Raw genomic sequence first — 23,736 nt, 5'->3', positions numbered from 1 at the left:
TCGAAAGATCTGCCTTTTTTATATTGTATAGATATGATTTAGTTGGAGAAAAGCTAAATGAAAACTGACTTTTTTCCCTAAGAATGGTAGGATAGTGAGTAAATTGCTGACATATTAATACAATTATGACAACACCAACCATTCTAAAAATAGCGACACGCCAAAGCCCCCTCGCATTATGGCAAGCGAATTTTGTAAAAGAGCGTTTAGAAAATATTCACCCAGCCCTAACTGTGGAACTTGTTCCAATGGTTACTAAAGGGGATATAATTCTTGATACTCCACTGGCTAAAATTGGTGGAAAGGGTTTATTTGTAAAAGAATTAGAAAATGCACTATTAGAAAAACGTGCTGATATTGCGGTACATTCAATGAAAGATGTTCCAATGCAATTCCCTGAAGGGCTTGGATTAAGTGTAATCTGTAAACGTGAAGATCCGCGTGATGCTTTTGTTTCAAATCATTATGCTTCATTTGAGGATTTGCCGAAAGGTGCGATTGTTGGTACATCAAGTTTACGCCGTCAGTGTCAATTAAAACAATTACGACCGGATTTAGATATTCGCTCGCTACGAGGCAATGTTGGGACTCGTTTAAACAAGTTGGATAATGGCGAGTATGACGCAATTATCTTAGCTGCAGCCGGATTGATTCGCCTAGGTATGCAGGCGCGTATTACTTCTTTTATTGATGTGGCAACCTCTTTACCCGCATCAGGACAAGGGGCTGTTGGTATTGAATGTCGAACGGATGACCTTCTCGTTCAGGAACTGCTCGCACCGCTTGCTGATGAAGAGACAACAGTTTGTGTAAAGGCGGAGAGAGCCATGAATGCTCGCTTGCAAGGCGGCTGCCAAGTGCCTATCGGGGGCTATGCTGTTCTTGAAAATAACCAGATTTGTTTAACTGCTCTTGTTGGTGAGCTTGATGGTTCATCAATTATTCGAGCAGAAGGTAAAAGTGCAGTAGAAAAAGCTGAAGAATTAGGTGTTCAAATCGCAGAACAATTACTCGCACAAGGTGCCGATCGGATTCTTGCAAAAGTTTATGCATTAGGAGATAAATAATGGCAATTCTTGTCACCCGTCCCGATGAGCGTGGAAAACAGCTGACTGATTTACTTAATCAAGCCGGTCGGGTGGCATTGCATTTACCCTTATTTACTTTTGAAAGTGGTAAGGAGTTGGAAAGCCTACCCGGGAAACTTAACCGCTTAAAATCAGGCAGTTATGTGTTTGTTGTGTCTAAAAGTGCGGTCGATTTTTCTGTTAAAACTCTAAAAGAAATCGGCTTTCATTGGCGTGAAGATTTACAATACTTTACCGTTGGACAGAGAACCGCACAGCATTTTTCCTGTCAAAGCGAACAACCTGTACGCTATCCCATTGAACAAGAAAATAGTGAGGGTTTACTTGCCCTTCCACAGATGCAGCAACTTAATGGTAAACAGATTCTAATTTTGCGTGGTAATGGTGGACGTGAATATTTTACCGAACAAGCGGAAAAGCGAGGCGCAACAGTTGAGATTGTGGAATGTTACCGCCGAGAGCCGATAAGTTATGATAATGATGAACAACGCAGTATTTTTAAACGTTCCGGCGTGGATACTTTAGTCGTGACCAGTTTAGAAATTTTGCATGCATTAATTGAATTTATCCCTGAAAGTGAACAAAACTGGCTGAAAAATTGCAAATTAGTCACGGTGAGTGCCCGTATTGCCGACGTAGCAAAATCCCAAGGTTGGCAAACTGTCATCCTCTCTCCAAAAGCGGATAACCAAAGTTTGTTGAAAACATTACTTAGCTAAATGACCTAATAAGGAATGAATATGGCGAAAAATAAATCAAATGAAGTAGCAGAAAACCTTGATGATACTGTAGAGAGTACCATTGAAACCTCAACTGAAACCCCAGCTGAAACAAATACTCAACCTGCTCAAACTATTGTGAAAAAAAGTGGTACTGGTTTAAGCCTGTTGGCTATTTTAATTGCGCTGGGTATAGGGGGAGCCGGTTATTATTTAGGGCAGCAACAAGTGGGTGAAATTCAGCAAAAATTGACCGCACTTGAAGGAAAAATCACTAATATCTCATCATCAACGTCTTCCGAGAGTATTCAACCAGAACAGGTTGCGACGCTTGAAAAAAATATTTCCGCCACTCAAAATAAATTGAATCAATTTGAGCAGTTAGTTTTAGCAAAAGAACAAGAGTTTGGTACATTGCGACACCAACTTGAAGTAGTGAGTAAACAAGCGGTAGCCCAACAGCCTAACGATTGGTTATTCTCTGAAGCCGATTTTTTACTTAACAATGCATTGCGTAAGTTAGTATTAGACAATGATGTAGATACCGGAATTTCGCTATTGAAGTTGGCTAATGAAACCTTAATGAAGGTAAATAGTTCTGAGTCAATGACGATTCGTGCGGCAATTAACCAAGATCTCAAACAGTTACTTTCAGTCGATAATGTTGATCAAAATTCAGTCATGCAACAACTTTCCCAGTTAGCTAATTCAGTAGATGAATTACCTTTGCTGAATGTTAATTTTGGTGATACCCCTGATTCCACCAAACTATCCGATTCTTTAGAGGATTGGCAAGCTAATGCAGAAAAAAGTGCGGTTTCTTTTTTGAATCATTTTATTCGAATAACACCGAAACAAGGTACTGATAGAAAAGAACTACTTGCACCGAACCAAGATATTTATTTACGTGAAAATATTCGCTTGCGCTTACAATTAGCAATTATGGCGGTATCGCGTCAACAAAATGATTTATATAAACAATCCTTAGATGCTGTGGCGACTTGGGTACGCAGCTATTTTGATACAAATACGGAAGTGACGCAAACTTTCCTAAAATCTATTGATGAATTAATGGAATTGTCGGTTTATGTTGATGTACCGAACCAACTACAAAGTTTGAACTTACTTGATAAATATCTCAGTCGTACACCTATGGAAGTGAAAAAAGTTGAGATTGAATCTGAAAAATCTTTTGATGAATCAACAAAATCAAATGATGTGAGCGAGAGTCAGGCTAAGCCGGATGCGTCTGCCACAGATGAAAAACCAACAGTTGAGCCTCAACAATAAGGATAGATTATGTTTAGAACACTATTTTTAATGCTGGCTTTACTTGCAGGACTGATTGCAGGGCCGTATCTTTCCGGTCAGCAAGGCTATGTTCGTATTGAAACAGCAGGCAATATTTATGAAATGTCTATCACGACACTCGTTATTTTATTTATTGCTACCCTTGCAGTGATTTATGCCCTAGAGTGGATGGTTAGCCGTTTCTTACGTTTAAGTAATAATACTTACAGTTGGTTCTCTCGCCGTAAACGTGTCAAAGCACAAAAACAAACCCTTGAAGGTTTAATGAAAATGGATGAAGGGGATTATACAAAAGCAGAGAAACTTATCGGTAAGAATGCAAAACATTCTGATGAACCTATTTTAAATTTAATTAAAGCAGCTGAAGCGGCACAACAACGTGGCGATGAATTTAGTGCAAACCGTTATTTAATTGAAGCAACTGAACTGGCTGGTTCAGATAATTTACTCGTTGAAATTGCACGTACCCGAATTTTGTTACGACAAAATAAATTACCGGCAGCGCGCAGTTCTGTGGATAGCTTGTTAGAGATGACGGATCGAAATAAAGAAGTCTTAAAATTAGCGGTCGAAATTTATACACAGTCTAAAGCTTATCAAGCGCTCGATAATATTTTGGATTTAATTCAGCGTTCTGGTTTATATTCTCCGGATGAATTTAAAGCCGTACAGCTTAAAACTGAAAACGGCTTACTTGATGAAAAAATGAATGAAGAAGGCGTGGATGGTTTACTTGCTTGGTGGGAAGCACAGCCTCGCCGAAGACGTAACGATTTGAATTTAAAAGTGGCGTTGATTCAACGTTTAATTGATTGTAATGATCACGAATCAGCTTATGAATTTACTCTCGAAGCATTGAAAAAATGGGGGGATAATACGCCATTAAGTCCTACACTCTGCACACAAATAACCCGTTTACAGCCGATTGATAATACGAAATTGATCAAGATAATGGAAAAACGTGCTAAACATGCAGACGAAAGTCAACAATGTGGTGTTAATCGTGCGCTTGGTTATTTATATGTGCGTAATAATGAATTTGCTAAAGCAGCGGAAGTTTTTAAGAAAGTTATTGCTTGTCCGAAACAACTTGAGTCTAATGATGCAATGATGGCCGCTTATGTGTTTGAGCAAGCCGGAGATAAAGCAGCTGCTGAACAAATCCGCCAAGAAAGTTTACGAAATGCGATGTCTATTCAGCATGAAATGGTGGAAAAAAACGAAGAAAATCCAATCGCACTTTTAGAAGAAAAAGTATAGTAGATAAAAAAGGCGCAATATCCATTGCGCCTTTTTTATCCTATTAAAGTTATTTCATCAGTAACACAACCGCTTCACAGGCAATGCCTTCACTTCTTCCTGTAAAACCTAATTTTTCTGTTGTTGTCGCTTTCACATTGACTTGTTCGATATTGCAGGTTAGGTCTTCGGCAATTATCGCTCGCATATCATCAATATAAGGGCGCATTTTAGGCGCTTGGGCAATAATAGTGATGTCAACATTACCCACTTTATAGCCTTTTTCTTGTACTTGGCGAAAAGCCTCCCGTAACAGGCCTCGGCTATCGGCATTTTTATACTGCATATCGGTGTCGGGAAAAAGTTTTCCTATATCCCCTAACGCAACAGCCCCTAATAGAGCATCTGTCAAGGCGTGAAGGGCAACATCGCCATCAGAGTGAGCGATAAATCCGGTGTGGTAAGGGACGGTAACGCCGCCAATAATTAATGGTCTGTCTTCACCAAAAGCGTGTACATCAAAACCATGTCCAATTCTTATCATCTTATTTTCCTTGTTAAATAAAATTCTGCGAGAGCTAAATCTTCAGGTCGTGTTACTTTGATATTGTCGCTTCTTCCTGCAATCAAGTGCGGTCGAAATCCGGCAAGTTCCATCGCGGAAGATTCATCCGTAATAATCTGCTGCTTTGCTAATCCGTTATAGATTGCGTTTTTCAATAAATCTGCTCGGAAAAATTGTGGTGTTTGAGCTTGCCAAAGCTGTGAACGATCTTCTGTTGTGATTATCGTACCGATTTCATCACTCCGCTTGATCGTATCGGTTACGGGAGTCGCAAGGATAGCGCCATGTTCGTCATTGATTTCTAATAACTTGTTTAAATCTGCCTCTGTTAAACAAGGTCTTGCCGCATCATGTACTAATGCCCAAGCATTTTCTTCATTGATCGCATTAAGTGCACTGAGGACAGACTCGGCTCGGGTTTCCCCTCCTTCAACAAGTTGAACCCTTTCATGAGAGAGAATAGAAAGTTCAGGTGAATAGGGATCGTTTTTGCTGATGGCAACGATAATCCGAGAAATAGCGTAATGATTAAGCATGATACTTAACGTATGCTCTAAAATTGTTTTTCCTAAAATAGTTAAATATTGTTTAGGCATTCCCGCTTTCATGCGAGCGCCTATACCCGCAGCAGGAATAATGGCAATAATTTTTCGTGACATGATTATTTATGCTCTTTCACAATGTGATAGAAGGTTTCATTTTCTTTCACCATATCATGCTGCATTCTGGCACGTTCTTCGATGGATTCAAATCCTTTTGTTAATCCTTGAATTTCTGCCGAGATCATTTGGTTTCGCTGCACTAACTTTTCATTTTCAGCTTTATTTTCAGTAATCTGTGTTGAAACTTTTTTGTAATCAAAGTAGCCATTTTTGCCAAACCAGAGGTTGTACTGAAAGATAGCAAGAATGCCTACAAGAATCGCAATAAATATTCGCATAAACTTTGTCTGAAAGATTGTGAAAAATGCTTATAGTTTATCTTGAAATGGCTATAAAGGCGATGGGAAAGTGCGGTCAATTTCGGTTACGTTTTTGGATTTGTTTCATCTTGTATGTGATCTTAATCAAAAATCTATGATAATTCGTTCTCAATGAACTGAAATTCCAGCAAACTTTTCATAAAACTTGCTATACTTTTTCTGCTTTATTTTATCTTTTTGAGGAGAATACGATGAAAAAAACATTAAAACTAACCGCACTTGCTACAATTTCAGCTTTTGTATTAGCTGGATGTGCGCACACAATTGACAAGGAAGCACACGCAAATGCTCAATTACAACAACAAGCGGTGTTGGGATTAAACTGGATGCAAGATTCAGGTGAATATCAGGCCTTAGCATATCAAGCATACAATGCAGCAAAAGTGGCTTTTGATCAGGCAAAAGTCGCAAAAGGCAAGAAAAAAGCGGTTGTCGTAGATTTAGATGAAACCATGTTGGACAACAGCCCTTATGCAGGTTGGCAGGTACAAAATAATAAGCCGTTCGATAGCAAAGATTGGACGCGTTGGGTGGAGGCTCGTCAATCTCGTGCAATACCCGGTGCAGTTGAATTTAATAACTACGTAAATTCTCATAAAGGCAAAGTATTCTATGTTACCAACCGTAAAGACAGCACTGAAAAGGCCGGTACCATTGATGATATGAAACGTTTGGGCTTTAATGGTATTGATGAATCCGCATTTTATTTAAGAAAAGATAAATCATCTAAAGCGGAACGTTTTGCTGAAATTGAAAAACAAGGTTATGAGATCGTGCTTTATGTGGGTGACAATCTAGATGATTTTGGTAATGCTGTTCACGGTAAACTTAATGCAGAGCGTCGTGATTTTGTGGCAAAAAATAAAACAAAATTTGGTAAAACTTATATTATGTTACCAAATGCAAACTATGGCGGTTGGGAAGGTGGTCTGAAAAAAGATTACTTCAAAGGGGATACCCAAAGTAAAATTAAGGCACGTTTGGATGCAGTCCAAGCATGGGATGGTAAATAGTTTAATCCGTGTTTAAAAATAAAGCGTTGCAAGATATTTGCAACGCTTTTTACATTTGAAGTTTTGTTCTTTCAATATAGAACAAAAGTGCGGCTGATTTTTTCTCACTTTTGCTCTTTATGATGGGCGTATTTCTCTTTTTGAGCGGCGAAATCAGCGCCTTTTGCCATCATGCGTAATTGTAGGATGACACGTTGTTTAAGCTGTTCACGTTCCTGTTTGCTCATATCTAGGGCATTTGCACCAGCAGTGAATACAATCGTTACAATACCTTCAGCCTGAACATAAGCGATATATTGTGGATATTGGTGCTTATGAGCAATATATTCCGTAAGTTCATCTACAAAATGTTTAATTTCACGTGCAGCTGCGGTGCGGAATGCTTGGGAAGTCCCCGAACTTTCCCGCAGTAGTAAGCGGAATATGTTTGTGCTGTTTGTGATAAATTCAAAAAAAGTATCCACAGAAACCGAAATCACGCTACCACCGGCATCAATACGTTTACGGGCCTGGCGCATAAGCTGGCGTAAGATCAGGCCCGCTTCGTCCACCATTTCTAACCCGAGTTCATCCATGTCGCTAAAATGACGATAAAAAGATGTTGGTGCAATGCCCGCTTCACGTGCGACTTCTCTCAAACTCAAATTAGAAAAACTTTTTTCCGCACTAAGCTGGTTAAATGCGGCATCAACCAGTGCCCGACGCGTTTTTTCTTTTTGAATTGCACGAATGCCTGCCATTATTTTGCTCCGGCAAGAATAGATTTAACCTTAGAGCTGATCGCACTTGCGACTCGCTCATAACGATTGCGTAACGGTGAGCCCGGGCGATATACTAATGCAATACTACGAGCGGGTTCAGGAGAATGACATGGAATATATTTCACGCCTTTACGTAAACCTTCATTTCGCACGGCAAGTTCAGGCATAAATGTGATTCCTGCATTAGCCGCGACCATATTCCGTAGTGTTTCGAGACTTGTTGCTTTAAAATGTGAATTTTCTTTCGCCCCTGCGGTGAAACAATAATCCAATGTTTGGTGGCGTAGGCAATGACCATCGTCCAGCATAAGCATTTCTTGACCGGTGAGTTGCTTCATCGAAAGTTTTTCTTCTTTTGCCCAGTGGTGATCTTCGGAAACAGCAAGTAACATTTTCTCTTCAAAAATAGGGATTTCAATAAATGCCTCTGTTTTTTGAACACGAGCTAAAATTGCGCAGTCTAATCGACCGGTTTCAAGCTGTTCCAATAACTGATGTGTTTGTGCTTCGTAAAGGAATATTTCTAAATCTGGGAAAGATTCTTTTAAGGTTGGTACGATATAAGGGAGCAAATAAGGGCCGACAGTCGGAATTAAACCAATATGTAATGGGCCTGTCATTTCCTTGCCTTGGTTGCTCGCCATCTCTTGTAGTAGTTTTACTTCACGTAAAACGGTGCGGGCTTGCTCTACAAGAAGCATTCCTGATTGGGTAAAAAGCACTTTGCGACTCGTACGTTCTAACAAAATAATGCCAAGTTCATCTTCAAGTTTGCGGATTTGCCCACTTAATGTCGGTTGGCTCACATTACAAGAATCTGCCGCACGACGAAAATGTTTGTGTTCAGATAAAGCCACTAAATATTCTAAATCACGAATGTTCATTGGGAATTTTTCCTTATAGAAAAAGTCAATCAAAAGAATAGAATTAATTGATTGTAACTATATCACAACTTTGGCTATAATCCAGAGGCAAATAAAATTCATATTAAAAATTTAAGGAGAAAAAGATGGCTTTAACTGATATGACAGGTAAAAAAGTACCGAATGTTACATTCCATACGCGTCAAGGTGATGCTTGGGTGGATGTCACTACTAGCGAATTATTCGATAACAAAACTGTCGTTGTATTTTCACTCCCGGGAGCATTTACTCCAACTTGCTCGTCAACACATTTACCACGCTATAATGAATTAGCCTGTGAATTTAAGGCTGCTGGCGTAGATAAAATTATCTGTATCTCTGTCAACGATACTTTCGTGATGAATGCTTGGAAAGCTGATCAAGAATCTGAAAATATCACTGTCATTCCGGATGGTAATGGTGAGTTTACCGAAGGTATGGGAATGCTTGTAGGAAAAGAAGATTTAGGATTTGGTAAACGTTCTTGGCGTTATTCAATGCTGGTGAAAAACGGCGTTGTAGAAAAAATGTTTATTGAACCGGAAGAGCCGGGCGATCCGTTCAAAGTATCTGATGCAGATACCATGATGAAATATTTAGTACCGGGTTGGACGGCAAAACCATCGGTTTCTGTTTTCACCAAACCGGGTTGTCCATTCTGTGCGAAAGCAAAAACATTGTTAAAAGCAAAAGGCTATACTTTTGAAGAAATTGTATTAGGCCGTGATGCAAGCACCATTTCTGTACGTGCAATTACTGGCAAAACCAGTGTTCCACAAGTATTTATCGGCGGCGACTACATCGGTGGTAGCGAAGATTTGGAAAAATACTTCGCATAATGTAGGAATGTAATTTTAGCTGATTATTTTTAATTTGGAACTTTAACTAAAAAGCCAAACTCTTTATCGAGTTTGGCTTTTTTTTCTTATTCAAATTCGACCACACTTATCCCTTTATTAAGAGAAGTAATCTATCACCAAAAAAGTAAAAAATCAGTCCAAACCCAACAATCAGTAAACCAATTAATTTCGTTATATTAATTTCCCGAACAGGCATACCGATTAAACCAAAATGATCAATCACGGTCGCCGTAAGTAATTGCCCAATGATGATAAAAAATAACATCGCAGTAATGCCGAGCTTAGGGGCAAGCAATATCGTGGTAAAGACTGCTAATGCACCCAATGCACCACCCAATAATTTCCACCAAGGTTGTTGCGGAAGTGCGGTTAAACCTTGCCATAAATCCGCTTTGAATAAGGCAATGAAAAAGAGCAAGATTGTCCCCACTGCAAAGGAAATAAATGTAGCGATAACAGGTTCGTTACCCACCGCTTTGGCAAGTTGGGTATTAATTGCGGATTGGGTCGCAAGCGCCATTCCGGCAATGAATGCAATTAAAATATAAATAAAAAACATAGCCCCTCCAAATAAGGAAAATTATAGAAGTTTTGGAATAATCGTCAAATGGGAAAATTTCACAAAAAATAACCGCACTTTATTTCTTTATTCGGCTGATTACACTCTTGTTTTATCGTGCTATACTCGCCGCCCATTATTGACAGACAAAATGATAACTATGATAAAAAAAGCTGGTTTAACAGGTCTTCTATTATTCGGTATGTTTTTTGGTGCCGGCAATTTAATTTTTCCACCGAGCCTAGGCGCACTATCGGGTGAGCAGTTTTGGTCGGCGATTTTGGGTTTTGTGCTGTCCGGTGTCGGAATCGCTATTCTTGCCTTAATCATCGGTATGTTAAATCCGAAAGGGTATGTTGATGAAATTTCGCAGAAAATCACCCCTTGGTTTGCGACCCTTTACTTGGTGATTTTATACCTATCAATCGGGCCTTTTTTTGCGATTCCGCGTACGGCTACGGTTGCCTATGAGGTAGGCATTTCTCCTATGCTTTCTGAGGGAATAAGTGAAATCGGATTAGTTGTTTTTACCTTATTGTATTTTGCTGCAGCCTATTTTATCGCCCTTAATCCCTCTAAAATTTTAGATAGTATCGGGCGTATTCTCACTCCGATTTTTGCCTTATTAATTGTGATTTTGGTGATACTTGGGATTACAAAATATGGTGCGAATTCTCCTCAATCCGCAATAGGGGATTATGCGAAAAGCGCATTTGGTACAGGATTTATTGAAGGTTATAACACCTTAGACGCACTCGCCTCCGTCGCATTTAGCGTCGTCGCAGTTCAAACGCTAAAACAGCTTGGTTTTAGTTCCAGAAAAGAATATGTGGCGACAATTTGGTTAGTCGGTATTGTGGTGGCGTTAGGTTTCAGCGTCCTTTATGTCGGATTGGCTTATTTCGGTAATCATTTCCCTGTACCGGCGGAGGTGATGAATAGCAATGTTAATAAAGGTGTGTATATTTTATCTCAAGCCACACAAGCGATTTTCGGTGAATCCGCCCAATGGTTTTTAGCCGTGATGGTGGCAATGACTTGTTTTACTACCACTGCCGGGTTAATTGTTTCCACTTCTGAGTTTTTTGCTGACCGTTTTCCCCGCTTTTCCTATCGGGTATATGCCACAATCTTTACCTTACTTGGCTTGGCGGTTGCAAATTTAGGATTGAATGCCATTATACAATTCTCATTGCCGGTGTTATTGATTCTTTACCCGATTACCATTGCTATTGTAATGTTAGTGGTTGTTAATAAATGGCTTGCCCTGTCAAAAATCGGTATGCAATTAACCATTGTACTTGTTACCTTTGTTTCGGTGGCAAGCGTGCTAAGCGAACAATTTCAAATTTCAGCGCTTACAGAATGGGTGAATTATCTTCCGTTTGCCGCCATTTCTTTGCCTTGGCTAATACCGGCATTAATAGGATTAGGGTTTGCCTTATTTTTGCCGAATCGTCAAAAGGACGTATAAATAGATAAAAGAGCGGTCAATTTTGAATTTATTATGATGACACTAAAAGAACGCCTTTTACATTCAGCACTATTTGAAATAGGCGCTGTGGGGGTATCTACGATTGCAATGCTTTTAGTCAGTCCGGAAAAGGGCAGTGCGGCACTCAGTGTTGGCGTATTAATGTCAGTGGTTGCAATGGTTTGGAATCTTATTTTTAATAGCATTTTTGACAAAATCTTTACCGCACCACGGGAAACACGGGGGATTGTTATACGGATTCTTCATACACTCATGTTTGAATGTGGTCTTCTAATTGCTACCGTACCCATGATTGCCTACTTTTTACAGCTCACTTTATGGCAAGCATTGATGGCGGATATCGGGCTAACCATACTCATTATGATTTATGCTCTGATTTTTAACTGGATTTATGACAATGTAAGGTTAAAGTTTGTGTAAGTAAAAGCATAAAAAGTGCGATCAGTTTGCGACATATTTTTTGAAATTGACCGCACTTAATCTTTTTGTTCTCATCATTATTAAAAATTTCTTCATTACACTTTATTTATTCATCAATTTCAGCCATAATCGCGCGCCTTATTACTTTATTATTTTTGAGGAAATTTTTATGTCGGCAACAAAAGATAGTTTAGCAAATCCGGGTCCATTAGGATTATGTGGTTTTGCATTAACCACTTGGTTATTATGTTTAATCAATGCGGGGATTTTTGACAGTTCAAACCTTGGCTTAGTATTCGGTATGGCATTCGCTTTTGGCGGAACCGCACAGATGATCGCCGGAATGTTTGAATTTAAAAAAGGCAACACCTTCGGATTTACCGCATTTATCAGCTATGGCGCATTCTGGTGGTCTTGGGCGTTATTCGTCGCCTTCTTTAAAGGTGAAACCTCCGGGCAATTTGTGGGTTGGTATTTAGGTTGTTGGGGAACATTCACCTTAATGATGTTCTTAGCAACTTTCCCAAAACCACGTGCATTGCAAGCGATTTTCTTCTTTTTAACTCTAACGTTTTACGCATTAGCTATTGGTGATGCCACAGGCAACCATGCCATCGTGAATGTTGGGGGCTATTTAGGTTTAGTCACCGCACTTTGTGCATTCTATTTAGCTGCGGCTGAAGTATTAAATGAATCTTACGGCAGAACCGTATTGCCGATTGGTGAAAAGAAATAATTTTTAACCGAGGGTTTGAAAAAGTGCGGTCATCTTTTCGAGAGAATTGATGGCCGCACTTTTTATATGAACGACTACATTCCGGCAATATATTTCAACATTACGCCCGCTGCGATAGCCGAACCAATCACGCCAGCCACATTCGGCCCCATGGCGTGCATCAGTAAGAAGTTTTGATGATCCGCTTCTAACCCGACTTTATTTGATACCCTTGCTGCCATAGGAACAGCAGAAACTCCGGCAGAGCCAATAAGCGGATTGATTTTGTTTTTACTGAATTTGTTCATCAATTTTGCCATCAACACTCCACTTGCCGTGCCGATGCTAAAGGCAACCACACCGAGTAATAAAATTCCTAGAGTTTGAGGTTGGAGGAATTTATCCGCTACCAATTTCGCCCCGACAGATAAGCCGAGAACAATGGTAGTAATGTTAATAAGGGCATTTTGCGTAGTATCACTTAACCGTTCCACTACACCGCTGACCCGCATCAAGTTACCGAAGCAGAACATTCCCAATAATGGTGCGGCATCCGGTAAAATCAACGCAACCAATAACAACAGGATGATGGGAAATAACACTTTCTCACGCTGACTGACAGGACGAAGTTGTACCATACGGATTTTCCGTTCTTCTTCTGTGGTGAGGGCTTTCATAATCGGCGGTTGGATTAAGGGAACCAACGCCATATAAGAATAAGCCGCCACAGCGATAGCCCCGAGTAATTCGGGAGCAAGTTTACTGGTGAGATAAATTGCGGTTGGACCGTCTGCGCCACCAATAATTCCAATCGCTGCTGCCTGTGGAAGGGTGAAAGAAATAATGCCGAGCCAGTTTAACGCTAATGCCCCTAACACGGTGGTGAAAATACCAAATTGGGCCGCGGCACCTAACAACAAGGTTCTTGGGTTGGCAAGAAGCGGTCCAAAGTCGGTCATTGCTCCCACCCCCATAAATATGACAAGCGGCGCAACACCATAGCCAATGGCCACTTTATAGAATAAAGCGAGAATACCTGCGCTATATCCCATATCACCGGCTAAGCTTTCCAATTCTGCCATCTGCGACGGTAACGCACTATTGAGGGCGTCCTTAATCGCAGCCGGATCGGCTACGGTATTAAGTTTTGCCGCAACGATAGCAAGTTGCTGCGCTGTGCCGGAATGGATAAGATTATCCAATGCCGTCATCGCAATTCCAGCTTCGGGAATGTTGGACAACAGCCCACCAAACCCGATAGGCAATAATAACAACGGTTCAAATTTTCGGGAGATCGCCAGCCAGAGCAGAAGCAAGCTCACACCAATCATCACGGCTTGCCCCCATTCCAGATGCATGATCCCCATGCCTTTAAACAATGCAATAATACTGTCCATATTCACCTACTGCTTATGCGATGGTCATTAAGGTATCACCTACGGTGACTGTATCGCCCGCTTTTATCGCAATATTTCGGACGACCCCACCTTTCACCGCTCGAATTTCCGTTTCCATTTTCATGGCTTCAAGCACGAGTAATACATCGCCTTCTGCGACAGTTTGTCCTTCTGTGGCAACCACTTTCCAAATATTCCCTGACATCGGTGCGGTAACCGGTTCTCCTGCGGTAGAAGAGGTTGGTGCTGAAGGGGCTGGCGTTGTTTGAGCTGAAACTACTGTTGGTGTGATATTTGTCACATCTCCGCCCTCACTGACTTTCACCACAAAGGCTTTACCTTCTAATTCCACCGTATAAACCGCCGGCTCATTGGATTTTGCGGTTGAAAGTGCGGTTGGTTTTTCCGCTGTTTTTTCTGTGGCTTGCTCCGCAGTTGGGGCGGGCTCAAAGGCATCAGGATTGCCACGATTTTCTAAGAATTTCAAGCCGACTTGAGGGAATAACGCCACAATAAGCACATCATCAATTTCATTTTCAGCCAAGTTAATGCCTTTTTCCTTCGCAAGCTGTTTCACTTCTGCAGTGAGTTTATCCATTTCCGGGGCAAGGTGATCCGCCGGACGATCGGTGATCGGTTGCGCCCCTTCCAATGCTCGTGCTTGCAACGCCGTATTCACTACCGCCGGTGTGCGGCCATATTCACCTTTTAAAATACCTGCGGTTTCTTTTGCGATAGTTTTGTAGCGTTCTCCCATTAGCACGTTAATCACCGCCTGTGTACCGACAATTTGTGAGGTTGGGGTAACGAGCGGGATAAAGCCGAGGTCTTCACGAACGCGTGGAATTTCTTGTAACACTTGGTCGAGTTTGTCGGAAGCATTTTGCTGTTTGAGCTGACTTTCAAGGTTAGTGAGCATACCGCCCGGCACTTGCGCCACTAAAATGCGGCTGTCAACGCCTTTTAATTGCCCTTCAAATTTCGCATATTTTTTGCGAACGGTGCGGAAATAATCCGCAATTTTTTCCAGTTTAAGAATATCTAAACCGGTGTCATACCCTGTGCCTTGTAGGGTGGCTACCAAGGCTTCGGTGGCTGGATGTCCGTAAGTGCCGCTCATGGAGGAAATCGAGGTATCAATACCATCAGCCCCTGCTTCAACCCCTTTCAGCAATGCCATTTCAGCCATACCAGTGGTGGAATGGCAATGTAAATGAAGGCGAATGTCGTAACGTTTTTTAATTTCACTGACCAATTCATAGGCGGACATCGGCGTTAAAATACCGGACATATCTTTAATCACAAGGGAATCAATGCCGATTTCTAAGAGTTGTTCTGTGGTATCCAACCAAGTATCCAAGGTATGCACCGGACTGGTGGTATAACTTAATGTCCCTTGTGCATGGCCGCCTTGTTTGCGAACGGCTTTTAATGCCTGCTGCATATTGCGAGGATCATTCATCGCATCAAACACACGGAATACACTCATCCCATTGGTGACAGCACGTTCGACAAAGCGATCTACCACATCATCGGCATAATGACGGTAACCTAACAGATTTTGTCCACGTAATAGCATTTGCAATGGGGTTTTTGGCAAGGCTTTTTTCAATTCACGCAAACGTACCCAAGGATCTTCACCTAAAAAACGAATACAACTATCAAAAGTTGCGCCGCCCCATGCTTCTAATGACCAATAACCGATATCGTCCAACGCCGATGCAATAGGAAGCATATCTTCAAGGCGCATACGGGTGGCGAAAAGTGATTGATGGGCATCGCGCAACACCACATCGGTGATCGCAATTTTTTTCTGTTGAGCAGTCATAAAATACCTCTTCCTTAGCCTATTAAATGAAACATATTATTTTAACCCTTGTTGGCGACGATGATGTGCAATCGCCGCAACAATCACCGGACGTAAACGAGTGACATCATCGACATTCGACACGGCGGTTGATTGTGATGGGTTGGGTTGTGATGATATTGGAGATTCGTTTTCGGGAAAGAATCGATTGATAATTTTTGAGGCAAACTCAATGGCATAGATAAGTAGGAATAGAAAAAAGATAACAAACCCCATTCCCGCAAACATTAAATTAAGCCCTTCAAGCATGAGTTCCGAACTTGTCATAATTACTCCCAAAATTGAAATACTCTAACCATATTAGTTTTTTTCTATAAAAAAAACTTTGATATAGTTCACAGAAATGAGGAAAAGAGCGGTTGAAATTAGAGGACTTTGCGATTATTTGGCGGAAAGTCATGGGAGTCGAACCCACCCGAGAACGCTGGCGTCCTCAACAGGATTTGAAGTCCTGCCACCTCACCGGAGATGACGACCTTCCGTGGTTGAAATTGAAGGTACTTTAGCGTAAATTAGCCGCCAATTCAACGTTATTTTAAACGGGCTCAAAAATGACCGCACTTTTTCAACAGCTGCCTGCCGTTGATAAACTTCTTAAAATGCCGCAAGGCGATCAACTGATTACCGAATTTGGCCATTCTGCCGTAGTGGCAATGTGTCGGGAATTATTAACACAGGCACGTCAATCTATTCAAAAAAATCATCAACTTCCTGAATGTTTTACGGATTTTGACCGCACTTTTGCCGAACTTCGATTACGTTTGCATCAACAAAATGCTGTGCAAATTAAAACCGTGCATAATCTTACCGGCACCATATTGCACACCAATTTGGGGCGTGCAATATGGGCGGAATCTGCACAGCAAGCGGCATTGTCTGCGATGCAGGGCAATGTCGCCTTGGAGTATGATTTGGAAGAAGGCAAACGAGGCCATCGTGATCACAACGTTAGTGCACTTTTATCCCGTTTAACCGGGGCGGAAGCCGCTTGTGTAGTGAATAACAATGCGGCGGCGGTGCTGTTGATGTTGGCGACATTTTCACAGGGAAAAGAGGTGGTCATTTCTCGTGGTGAACTTATTGAAATCGGTGGTGCATTTCGTATTCCGGATATTATGGCACAGGCAGGTTGTCATTTAGTGGAAGTGGGTACGACCAATCGCACGCATTTAAAGGATTATCGCCAAGCCATCAATGAAAATACCGCATTGTTAATGAAAGTGCATAGTAGTAATTATCAAATTTTAGGTTTTACCTCATCGGTTTCGGAACAAGAATTGGTTGAACTCGGGCGAGAAATGAATGTGCCGGTGGTGACGGATCTTGGCAGTGGTGCCCTCATTGATTTAAGCCAATACGGCTTACCAAAAGAGCCGACCGTGCAAGAAAAAGTGGCTCAAGGGGTGGATTTAATCACCTTCTCCGGTGATAAATTATTGGGAGGCGTGCAGGCAGGGATTATTGTGGGAAAAAAAGAATGGATCGCACAACTGCAAGCCCACCCGCTCAAACGAGTGCTACGTTGCGATAAAGTCACCCTAGCAGGTTTGGAGGCGACGTTACGATTGTATTTGAATCCGGAAAAATTAACGGAAAACTTACCCACATTACATTTGCTCACCCAATCACTCGAGGCATTACAGAATAAAGCAGAACACCTTAAAGTGCGGTTGGAAAAACGGTTAAATTCACAGTTTGATATTCAAATTGAAGAAAGTCAGGCTCAGATCGGCAGTGGTTCACAACCGATGGTGTGTATCCCTTCCCTTGCCGTCACTATTGCGGAAAAAACAAATGTGAAATTAGCCGCACTTTCCGAACGTTTCAAACAACTCTCTCAGCCTATTATCGGTCGTATGGAAAACGGTAAATTATGGTTGGATGTTCGCAGTGTGGCGACAATGGAAATGTTATTACAAGTGGTGGATGAACTATGATTATTGTCACTTCAGGACATGTTGATCACGGCAAAACAGCGTTACTCAAAGCGCTAACCGGCACGAATACCGCTCATTTGCCGGAAGAAAAAAAGCGTGGTATGACGATCGATCTGGGTTATGCCTATCTGTCTCTCGGTGAGGGTGAGAAACCTCTTGGTTTTATTGATGTGCCGGGGCATGAAAAGTTCCTTTCAAACATGCTGGCCGGATTAGGCGGTATTCATTATGCCATGCTGATTGTGGCGGCGGACGAAGGCATTGCGGCACAAACCAAAGAGCATTTGGCGATTTTACGTCAGCTACAATTCCATGAAATTATGCTAGTGATCACCAAAGCAGATCGCGCAGATTCGATGCAAATCGACACATTAATCCAGCAAATTAAACAAGATTATCCGTTTTTATGCCATGCAAAATATTTCATCACCTCAGCGGAAAGCGGGCAAGGTATTGCGGCATTGCGTGATTATTTACAACAACTGCCGGAGCTGGCGGAGACACAAAAACCATTCCGTTATGCCATTGATCGGGTTTTTAGTGTCAAAGGTGCGGGTACTGTGGTTACCGGCACGGCTTTTGCAGGCTCTGTGAGAGTGGAAGATGAACTTTATCTTTCCACCGGGCAAAAAGTGCGGGTGAAAGCGATTCATGCACAAAATATACCAAGTGAGCTGGGGCTGGCAGGACAACGTTTAGCGTTAAATCTCAATGTGGATTTAGATCGCACGCCGATAAAACGTGGAGATTGGTTGTTACAGGATAGCCCCCCTTCGCCAACTACACGCATTAGTGTGCAAATTTGGGCGGAAACGCCATTGAATGAAAGCCAGCCGATACATATTTATCACGCTGCCAGCCGCACTACGGGTAAACTCACTCTATTACAAAGCAAAAATGTCGCCAAAAATGACCGCACTTTGGCAGAAATTATTTTGGATTCGCCACTGTTTTTAGCCTTTGGCGATAAACTTATTTTGCGTAGCGGTGATGCGAAAACCCTTGTTGCAGGTGGGCGTGTGTTGGAAATCAATTCGCCAAAACGCCATAAGCGTACGGAAGGGCGATTAAATTTCTTGGCAAATTTAGCTTTAGCGGAAAATGCAACACAACGCATTGCGCTGACCTTGCAACATACAGCGGTCTCTGCAAATCAGTTAATGTGGGGAGAACAGCTTAACGAAACTCAGTTAGATGAAGCGTTGGTACAACGAGGGGCGATGCGTTATCAAGATTGGTGCTTTAATGCCGATTATCAGGCAGAAAAAACACAGCAAATTTTAACCGCACTTGCCACCTATCATAAACAGCATAACGATCAGTTAGGGGTGAGCAAAGCTCGTTTGTATCGTATGGCAACGCTTAATCAGCCGGAAAATCTGATCTATCATTTGATGGATGAAATGTTGGAGACAGGTGAACTTCAACAAACCAGAGGTTGGATTCATTTGCCCGAACATAAAATCCGTTTCAATGATGAAGAACAAACCCGTTGGCAATGGGTGTTAAAGGAATTTGAAGGAGCTAATGGGCAGGCAATTTGGGTACGCGATATGGCGAATGCGTTGGGCACAGACGAAAGCGATATGCGTAATTTTATGTATAAAGCAGGTAAACTAGGGTATTTGACGCCGATTATCAAAGATCGTTTCTTTTTAACCGAAACTATTTATGCTTATGCGCGTCTTATTAAGCAGATTGCTGCAGAAGAAGGGAAAGTTTCTGTTAATGAAGTGCGTGACCGCTTGAATTTTGGTCGCAAACTCACTGTGCAACTTATGGAATATTTTGATCGCACCGGTTTTTTACGCCGTAAAGGTAATGATCACATTTTACGTGATAAAAATATCTTTGATTTATAAGGAGAAAACATGAAAAAAACATTCATTTCAGCCGTCATTCTAACCGCACTTTTAACTACAGGCTGCCAAGATAAAGGCGCTCAGGCCAAAATTGAACAGCTTAATCAAACGGTGACACAGCTCACCGCTGAGAATACGCAATTAAAAGTAGATTTAACGGCAGAAAAAGAACGCGCGTCAAAAATTATTCCTGCGATTTTTGCAGAAGAAGATGTGGTGTTTAAAAAATCGGAAACCATTAAATTCCCTAAACCTAAAGCGGGAGAAGACTATTGGCCGGAAGAAGGCAAAATCGAATATTCTATTTCTACGTTAAAAACCAATATTGATTGGTTGAATAACCTATTATGGGAAGAACTTACTCGAGATGGAAACAGCGTGCCTACTCGGGAGCAGTTGATTCAATATTATCAAAAAGGATTTGATGAGACCCGTCGAGCGATGTTGGAGGAGCCGAGTTTGGCGTTTGAAACCAATAGCTGGATGAATTTTATTGGACAGAAAGAAAAATTAGCCACCTTTTCCATCGGGACTTATGATTTTACCGGGGGTGCTCACGGAATGGGGGAAACGCGTTATTTAACAGTCGATCTCACTTCTCACAAAATCTTAAAACTCAATGATTTATTCGATGAGAAAGCCTTACCTAAGGTGAAAGCGCTACTTTGGGATAATTATACGCAACAAGGTTCCGTAAAAGATGAGGATACCTTTACACCGAAAGCCGATTTTAATGTATCGGATAATATTTATTTAGATTCTGAAGGTGTGCATTTTATTTATAGTGCCTATGCAATTGCTCCTTATGCGGCGGGTGAGCCGGATTTAACGTTGAATTGGTGGCAATTAAAAGATTTGCTAAAACCGGAGTTTAAACAACAAAACTATGTGAAATTTGACGAAGATGCGAAGTAACTAGGATTGAAAGTGCGGTGATTTTTATTCACAAACTCACTTACTCGTTTGTTTACCCCTATCGGGGCCGTTGGCAGAGCCAACATTCAAAAAAACATTGTTTTTTGTCACCGCATTTTTTTATTTCCCTTTTTTCACCCAGTATTTAAACGGGGGAGTTCCCACCTCACTTTGCAGTAATTGGTGATCCATAAATTGACAAAAACTTGGAATATCACGAGTGGTAGCAGGATCATCTGCAATAATCAACAACACATCACCGTTATTTAAATGGCGTATATTTTTACGTACCAACATGACCGGCTCAGGGCAGCGTAAACCTTGAGTATCAAGAGTTTGAGTAATAGAAATTTCAGACATTGATTGCTCTTTCCAAAAAATAATTCGTATGATACCACTTGTTAGGAAATTTCGACAAATCCCCTCCATCAGTGATAGACTAGCGCCATTTAAATTATTTGAAAAAATAAAATGACGGAATATTTTGTTCCTAAAAGTGCGGTTATTTTTGAAGAAGAAATAAAAAAAAGCCGTTTCATCACTTATTTGCAGCACACGAATGGTTTGAACGAAGCCAGAGCATTTTGGGCAGCGCTCAAGAAAGCCCATCCAAACGCTCGACATCATTGTTGGGCGGCGGTGGCGGGTAAACCTACAGATTCGCAACAATTGGGATTTTCAGATGATGGTGAACCGGCAGGTACGGCAGGAAAGCCGATGCTAAGTGCCCTATTAGGAAGTAATGTAGGGGAAATTAGTGCGGTAGTTATTCGTTACTATGGAGGGATTTTGTTAGGAACAGGCGGTTTGGTACGCGCTTATAGTAATGGCGTTCAACAGGCATTAAAACAGCTGGAAACTGAAATCAAAGTAGAACGTATTCCCTTTCATTTAGATTGTGATTATGGGCAAATGGGGTTGGTACAGTTACTTTGTGAGAAATATCAAATTGAAATTTTATCGCAGGATTTTCAAGTGCAAATTCATTTAACTTTAGGCATTAGTGAAAAAATGGTTGAACCCTTTTCAATAGAACTAACAGAAAAATCTGCAGGAAGATTGATCATTCGACCTTTGGGAACAGGTGAATAATTGTGCATATTTTATCCATTATTCGAATTATCGGTATTCTCGTGATGTGTTTTTCCGGCGCGATGTTGATCCCTGCTTTTGTTGCATTAATCTATGGTGACGGTGGCGGAAAAGCCTTTATGCAAGCCTTTATCTTAAGTTTAATGTTTGGCGCACTGTTATGGTGGCCTTGCCATCATCATAAACAAGAATTACGTTCACGAGACGGATTTTTGATTGTGGTAGCGTTTTGGTTTGTGCTTGGTGGTTTGGCAACTTTGCCATTATTGCTCCTTGATACGCTTCATTTAACGGTAGCATCTGCAGTATTTGAAGCCTTTTCAGGCTTGACTACAACGGGCGCAACCGTAATGACAGGATTAGATAATCTGCCTAAAGCATTGTTATTCTACCGCCAATTATTACAGTGGCTCGGGGGAATGGGAATTATTGTATTAGCGATTGCGATTATTCCGCTATTGGGTATTGGTGGTATGCAGCTTTATCGCGCAGAAATGTCCGGCCCGATGAAAGAACAAAAAATTCGGCCAAGGATTGCAGAAACCGCTAAGATGTTATGGGGGATTTATTTTTCACTGACGATTTCTTGCGCATTAGCGTATTGGTTGGCGGGAATGGAACCCTTTGATGCGTTGACACATAGCTTTTCCACCGTGTCAATTGGCGGTTTTTCAACGCATGATGCGAGTATGGGGTATTTCAATAGCCCGTTGATTAACGGTATTACCGTTTTATTTTTATTGATCTCAGCCTGTAACTTTGGCTTGCATTTTCGTGCATTTTCGACAATTGGACGTGAAAATTTTGTCAAAATTTATCTGCGTGATCCTGAATTCCGCTTTTTTATCAGCACTCAGATTATTTTAGTGGCGCTATGTTCTTTCGTAATGTGGAACCATAGTTATTTTTCATCTTCTTGGCAAGGTTTTGAACAAATCCTGTTTCAAACCGTCTCTATCTCTACCACGACAGGATATACCACATCGGATTTTACTACATGGCCCTCTTTTGTACCGGTGCTATTAATTCTTGCCTCTTTTATGGGGGGGTGCGCCGGTTCTGTGGGGGGCGGAGTGCGTGTGGCACGAGTATTGGTACTTTACTTACAAGGAAAACGGGAATTAAAACGTGTCGTTCACCCGAATTTAGTCTATCCCATAAAATGGGGGAAAACCGTCTTAGACGATCGGGTTATTGGGAGTATCTGGGCATTTTTTTCCGCATACCTTTTGGTCTTTTTAGTTTGTTTACTGGGAGTAATTGCCTGTGGTGTCGAACCTTTCGATGCCTTTAATGCCGTCCTAGCCTGTTTGAACAATCTTGGGCCTGCCTTGGGTTCCGTTAGTAGCAATATGATGGAGATTCCCGACAGTGCAAAATGGATTTTAACCGTTGCGATGGTATGTGGACGTTTGGAAATTTTTACCCTGTTAGCTTTATTCACCCCTGCATTTTGGAAAGCTTAATGAAAACATTAATTCTTTATTCAAGCCATGATGGGCAAACCAAAAAAATCTCTGAATTTTTAACCGCACTTTTAGATGGAAAGGTTGTAGTTGATGCCTTACGAGAGGATTATGATATTGAAGCCTTTGATCGGGTAATTATTGGTGCGTCCATACGTTATGGTCATTTTAGTAAAACACTCGATCGTTTTGTTATGCGTAACCGTGAAGATCTCGAACAAAAAAGTGCGGTATTTTTTGGCGTTAATTTAACCGCTCGCAAAGAAGGAAAAGATAATCCGGAAACGAACGTATATGTTTGCAAATTTTTGCAACGTACAAAATGGCAACCCCAATTAGCTGCGGTGTTTGCAGGCGCATTATTATATCCTCGCTATAAATGGTTCGATCGTGTGATGATCCAATTTATTATGAAAATCACCGGTGGTGAAACTGACACCAGCAAAGAAGTAGAATATACAGACTGGGAAAAAGTTAAGATATTTGCGCAACGTATTAACTCGTTGGAAAAATAATCGAAATCCAGCCAAATTTTATTCGATCCGTTTTTCTTTTAATCAAAAGATCATTT

At 41.3% G+C, this 23,736-nt stretch carries 25 protein-coding genes and 1 tRNA gene; 15 read left to right on the top strand and 11 right to left on the bottom strand.

The window, feature by feature from the left end:
• The first annotated feature begins 125 nt into the window (after positions 1–125).
• The 4 genes from hemC to BKG94_RS09740 are packed head-to-tail and all read left to right on the top strand — an operon-like array spanning position 126 to position 4,378.
• Entirely contained in the window at positions 126–1,067 is a 942-nt protein-coding gene (gene hemC / locus BKG94_RS09755; RefSeq protein ID WP_077436628.1) for a hydroxymethylbilane synthase, read from the top strand.
• A complete protein-coding gene (locus BKG94_RS09750; RefSeq protein WP_077436626.1) occupies positions 1,067–1,807 on the top strand; it encodes a uroporphyrinogen-III synthase in 741 nt (246 codons plus the stop codon). The genes hemC and BKG94_RS09750 overlap by 1 nt, the downstream gene beginning before the upstream one ends.
• Positions 1,808–1,828: 21 nt before the next feature.
• A complete protein-coding gene (locus BKG94_RS09745) occupies positions 1,829–3,097 on the top strand; it encodes a uroporphyrinogen-III C-methyltransferase (protein WP_077436624.1) in 1,269 nt (422 codons plus the stop codon).
• 9 nt (positions 3,098–3,106) lie between these two features.
• Entirely contained in the window at positions 3,107–4,378 is a 1,272-nt protein-coding gene (locus tag BKG94_RS09740; protein ID WP_077436622.1) for a heme biosynthesis protein HemY, read from the top strand.
• Between the two features lie 49 nt (positions 4,379–4,427).
• On the opposite strand, the gene ispF is transcribed toward BKG94_RS09740, so the two are convergent.
• From ispF to ftsB, 3 genes are read right to left on the bottom strand one after another with little or no spacing between them, the layout of a single operon-like run.
• Positions 4,428–4,901 carry a 2-C-methyl-D-erythritol 2,4-cyclodiphosphate synthase gene (gene ispF / locus BKG94_RS09735; protein WP_077436620.1) on the bottom strand — a complete coding sequence of 158 codons (474 nt, stop codon included), beginning with the start codon at positions 4,899–4,901 and terminating at the stop codon, positions 4,428–4,430.
• The gene (ispD, locus tag BKG94_RS09730) at positions 4,898–5,581 is read right to left on the bottom strand and encodes a 2-C-methyl-D-erythritol 4-phosphate cytidylyltransferase (protein ID WP_077436618.1); all 684 of its coding nucleotides are present in this window, start codon (positions 5,579–5,581) and stop codon (positions 4,898–4,900) included. Before ispD ends, ispF begins: the two co-directional genes overlap by 4 nt.
• A 2-nt stretch (positions 5,582–5,583) precedes the next feature.
• On the bottom strand, positions 5,584–5,862 hold the full coding sequence (ftsB, locus tag BKG94_RS09725) for a cell division protein FtsB (protein ID WP_077436616.1): 279 nt from the start codon (positions 5,860–5,862) through the stop codon (positions 5,584–5,586).
• Between the two features lie 233 nt (positions 5,863–6,095).
• On the opposite strand from ftsB, the gene BKG94_RS09720 reads away from it, so the two are divergent.
• On the top strand, positions 6,096–6,917 hold the full coding sequence (locus tag BKG94_RS09720; protein ID WP_077436614.1) for a 5'-nucleotidase, lipoprotein e(P4) family: 822 nt from the start codon (positions 6,096–6,098) through the stop codon (positions 6,915–6,917).
• Positions 6,918–7,021: 104 nt separating this feature from the next.
• Here the strand turns inward: BKG94_RS09720 and fabR are convergent, their stop codons facing one another.
• Together fabR and oxyR are read right to left on the bottom strand one after the other, a co-directional pair.
• A complete protein-coding gene (gene fabR, locus BKG94_RS09715; protein WP_077436612.1) occupies positions 7,022–7,657 on the bottom strand; it encodes an HTH-type transcriptional repressor FabR in 636 nt (211 codons plus the stop codon).
• Positions 7,657–8,562: a DNA-binding transcriptional regulator OxyR gene (oxyR, locus tag BKG94_RS09710; protein WP_077436610.1), complete on the bottom strand. Its 906-nt coding sequence runs from the start codon at positions 8,560–8,562 to the stop codon at positions 7,657–7,659. The genes fabR and oxyR overlap by 1 nt, the downstream gene beginning before the upstream one ends.
• Before the next feature lie 125 nt (positions 8,563–8,687).
• Here oxyR and BKG94_RS09705 point away from each other — a divergent pair, with 125 nt between their 5' ends.
• Complete coding sequence (locus BKG94_RS09705; RefSeq protein ID WP_077436608.1) at positions 8,688–9,419, top strand: glutathione peroxidase; 732 nt, start codon at positions 8,688–8,690, stop codon at positions 9,417–9,419.
• Positions 9,420–9,525: 106 nt separating this feature from the next.
• Here BKG94_RS09705 and BKG94_RS09700 read toward each other — a convergent pair whose 3' ends face one another.
• The gene (locus tag BKG94_RS09700; protein WP_077436606.1) at positions 9,526–9,999 is read right to left on the bottom strand and encodes a DMT family transporter; all 474 of its coding nucleotides are present in this window, start codon (positions 9,997–9,999) and stop codon (positions 9,526–9,528) included.
• Positions 10,000–10,159: 160 nt separating this feature from the next.
• Between BKG94_RS09700 and brnQ the strand changes: the two genes are divergently transcribed.
• From brnQ to BKG94_RS09685, 3 genes are all read left to right on the top strand, one after another.
• The gene (gene brnQ / locus BKG94_RS09695) at positions 10,160–11,473 is read left to right on the top strand and encodes a branched-chain amino acid transport system II carrier protein (RefSeq protein WP_077436604.1); all 1,314 of its coding nucleotides are present in this window, start codon (positions 10,160–10,162) and stop codon (positions 11,471–11,473) included.
• Between the two features lie 33 nt (positions 11,474–11,506).
• Positions 11,507–11,914: a PACE efflux transporter gene (locus BKG94_RS09690; protein WP_077436602.1), complete on the top strand. Its 408-nt coding sequence runs from the start codon at positions 11,507–11,509 to the stop codon at positions 11,912–11,914.
• A 169-nt stretch (positions 11,915–12,083) separates the two neighbouring features.
• Entirely contained in the window at positions 12,084–12,650 is a 567-nt protein-coding gene (locus BKG94_RS09685) for an acetate uptake transporter (RefSeq protein WP_077436600.1), read from the top strand.
• A 74-nt stretch (positions 12,651–12,724) separates the two neighbouring features.
• Here the strand turns inward: BKG94_RS09685 and BKG94_RS09680 are convergent, their stop codons facing one another.
• From BKG94_RS09680 to BKG94_RS09665, 4 genes are all read right to left on the bottom strand, one after another.
• Positions 12,725–14,026, bottom strand: coding sequence for a sodium ion-translocating decarboxylase subunit beta (locus BKG94_RS09680; protein WP_077436598.1), 1,302 nt, complete (start codon positions 14,024–14,026; stop codon positions 12,725–12,727).
• A gap of 13 nt (positions 14,027–14,039) precedes the next feature.
• Entirely contained in the window at positions 14,040–15,854 is a 1,815-nt protein-coding gene (oadA, locus tag BKG94_RS09675) for a sodium-extruding oxaloacetate decarboxylase subunit alpha (protein WP_077436596.1), read from the bottom strand.
• 36 nt (positions 15,855–15,890) lie between these two features.
• Positions 15,891–16,160, bottom strand: coding sequence for an oxaloacetate decarboxylase subunit gamma (locus tag BKG94_RS09670; RefSeq protein WP_077436594.1), 270 nt, complete (start codon positions 16,158–16,160; stop codon positions 15,891–15,893).
• 119 nt (positions 16,161–16,279) lie between these two features.
• Positions 16,280–16,374, bottom strand: a tRNA-Sec gene (locus BKG94_RS09665).
• A gap of 70 nt (positions 16,375–16,444) precedes the next feature.
• Here BKG94_RS09665 and selA point away from each other — a divergent pair.
• From selA to BKG94_RS09650, 3 genes are read left to right on the top strand one after another with little or no spacing between them, the layout of a single operon-like run.
• Complete coding sequence (selA, locus tag BKG94_RS09660) at positions 16,445–17,830, top strand: L-seryl-tRNA(Sec) selenium transferase (protein WP_077436592.1); 1,386 nt, start codon at positions 16,445–16,447, stop codon at positions 17,828–17,830.
• Positions 17,827–19,692, top strand: coding sequence for a selenocysteine-specific translation elongation factor (selB, locus tag BKG94_RS09655; protein WP_077436590.1), 1,866 nt, complete (start codon positions 17,827–17,829; stop codon positions 19,690–19,692). Before selA ends, selB begins: the two co-directional genes overlap by 4 nt.
• Before the next feature lie 9 nt (positions 19,693–19,701).
• Positions 19,702–20,607, top strand: a complete 906-nt coding sequence (locus BKG94_RS09650; RefSeq protein WP_077436588.1) for a DUF3298 domain-containing protein — start codon at positions 19,702–19,704, stop codon at positions 20,605–20,607.
• A 120-nt stretch (positions 20,608–20,727) separates the two neighbouring features.
• On the opposite strand, the gene tusA is transcribed toward BKG94_RS09650, so the two are convergent.
• On the bottom strand, positions 20,728–20,967 hold the full coding sequence (tusA, locus tag BKG94_RS09645; RefSeq protein ID WP_077436586.1) for a sulfurtransferase TusA: 240 nt from the start codon (positions 20,965–20,967) through the stop codon (positions 20,728–20,730).
• Between the two features lie 111 nt (positions 20,968–21,078).
• Here tusA and BKG94_RS09640 point away from each other — a divergent pair, with 111 nt between their 5' ends.
• From BKG94_RS09640 to hemG, 3 genes are read left to right on the top strand one after another with little or no spacing between them, the layout of a single operon-like run.
• Positions 21,079–21,699, top strand: a complete 621-nt coding sequence (locus tag BKG94_RS09640) for a YigZ family protein (protein WP_077436584.1) — start codon at positions 21,079–21,081, stop codon at positions 21,697–21,699.
• Between the two features lie 2 nt (positions 21,700–21,701).
• Positions 21,702–23,165, top strand: a complete 1,464-nt coding sequence (locus BKG94_RS09635; protein WP_077436582.1) for a TrkH family potassium uptake protein — start codon at positions 21,702–21,704, stop codon at positions 23,163–23,165.
• Complete coding sequence (gene hemG, locus BKG94_RS09630; protein WP_077436580.1) at positions 23,165–23,680, top strand: menaquinone-dependent protoporphyrinogen IX dehydrogenase; 516 nt, start codon at positions 23,165–23,167, stop codon at positions 23,678–23,680. The genes BKG94_RS09635 and hemG overlap by 1 nt, the downstream gene beginning before the upstream one ends.
• Positions 23,681–23,736 lie beyond the last annotated feature (56 nt).

Origin of the sequence: Rodentibacter ratti, assembly GCF_002000485.1 — a bacterium.
In the GTDB taxonomy this organism is placed as follows: domain Bacteria; phylum Pseudomonadota; class Gammaproteobacteria; order Enterobacterales; family Pasteurellaceae; genus Rodentibacter; species Rodentibacter ratti.
The sequence above is the reverse complement of the archived record's forward strand: the minus strand, read 5'-3'. Positions and strand labels throughout refer to the sequence as shown.

Coding starts and splice junctions, on each gene's coding strand:
- hemC (WP_077436628.1), top strand. CDS start 126: ATGACAACACCAACCATTCTAAAAATAGCGACACGCCAAAGCCCCCTC.
- BKG94_RS09750 (WP_077436626.1), top strand. CDS start 1,067: ATGGCAATTCTTGTCACCCGTCCCGATGAGCGTGGAAAACAGCTGACT.
- BKG94_RS09745 (WP_077436624.1), top strand. CDS start 1,829: ATGGCGAAAAATAAATCAAATGAAGTAGCAGAAAACCTTGATGATACT.
- BKG94_RS09740 (WP_077436622.1), top strand. CDS start 3,107: ATGTTTAGAACACTATTTTTAATGCTGGCTTTACTTGCAGGACTGATT.
- ispF (WP_077436620.1), bottom strand. CDS start 4,901: ATGATAAGAATTGGACATGGTTTTGATGTACACGCTTTTGGTGAAGAC.
- ispD (WP_077436618.1), bottom strand. CDS start 5,581: ATGTCACGAAAAATTATTGCCATTATTCCTGCTGCGGGTATAGGCGCT.
- ftsB (WP_077436616.1), bottom strand. CDS start 5,862: ATGCGAATATTTATTGCGATTCTTGTAGGCATTCTTGCTATCTTTCAG.
- BKG94_RS09720 (WP_077436614.1), top strand. CDS start 6,096: ATGAAAAAAACATTAAAACTAACCGCACTTGCTACAATTTCAGCTTTT.
- fabR (WP_077436612.1), bottom strand. CDS start 7,657: ATGGCAGGCATTCGTGCAATTCAAAAAGAAAAAACGCGTCGGGCACTG.
- oxyR (WP_077436610.1), bottom strand. CDS start 8,562: ATGAACATTCGTGATTTAGAATATTTAGTGGCTTTATCTGAACACAAA.
- BKG94_RS09705 (WP_077436608.1), top strand. CDS start 8,688: ATGGCTTTAACTGATATGACAGGTAAAAAAGTACCGAATGTTACATTC.
- BKG94_RS09700 (WP_077436606.1), bottom strand. CDS start 9,999: ATGTTTTTTATTTATATTTTAATTGCATTCATTGCCGGAATGGCGCTT.
- brnQ (WP_077436604.1), top strand. CDS start 10,160: ATGATAAAAAAAGCTGGTTTAACAGGTCTTCTATTATTCGGTATGTTT.
- BKG94_RS09690 (WP_077436602.1), top strand. CDS start 11,507: ATGATGACACTAAAAGAACGCCTTTTACATTCAGCACTATTTGAAATA.
- BKG94_RS09685 (WP_077436600.1), top strand. CDS start 12,084: ATGTCGGCAACAAAAGATAGTTTAGCAAATCCGGGTCCATTAGGATTA.
- BKG94_RS09680 (WP_077436598.1), bottom strand. CDS start 14,026: ATGGACAGTATTATTGCATTGTTTAAAGGCATGGGGATCATGCATCTG.
- oadA (WP_077436596.1), bottom strand. CDS start 15,854: ATGACTGCTCAACAGAAAAAAATTGCGATCACCGATGTGGTGTTGCGC.
- BKG94_RS09670 (WP_077436594.1), bottom strand. CDS start 16,160: ATGACAAGTTCGGAACTCATGCTTGAAGGGCTTAATTTAATGTTTGCG.
- selA (WP_077436592.1), top strand. CDS start 16,445: ATGACCGCACTTTTTCAACAGCTGCCTGCCGTTGATAAACTTCTTAAA.
- selB (WP_077436590.1), top strand. CDS start 17,827: ATGATTATTGTCACTTCAGGACATGTTGATCACGGCAAAACAGCGTTA.
- BKG94_RS09650 (WP_077436588.1), top strand. CDS start 19,702: ATGAAAAAAACATTCATTTCAGCCGTCATTCTAACCGCACTTTTAACT.
- tusA (WP_077436586.1), bottom strand. CDS start 20,967: ATGTCTGAAATTTCTATTACTCAAACTCTTGATACTCAAGGTTTACGC.
- BKG94_RS09640 (WP_077436584.1), top strand. CDS start 21,079: ATGACGGAATATTTTGTTCCTAAAAGTGCGGTTATTTTTGAAGAAGAA.
- hemG (WP_077436580.1), top strand. CDS start 23,165: ATGAAAACATTAATTCTTTATTCAAGCCATGATGGGCAAACCAAAAAA.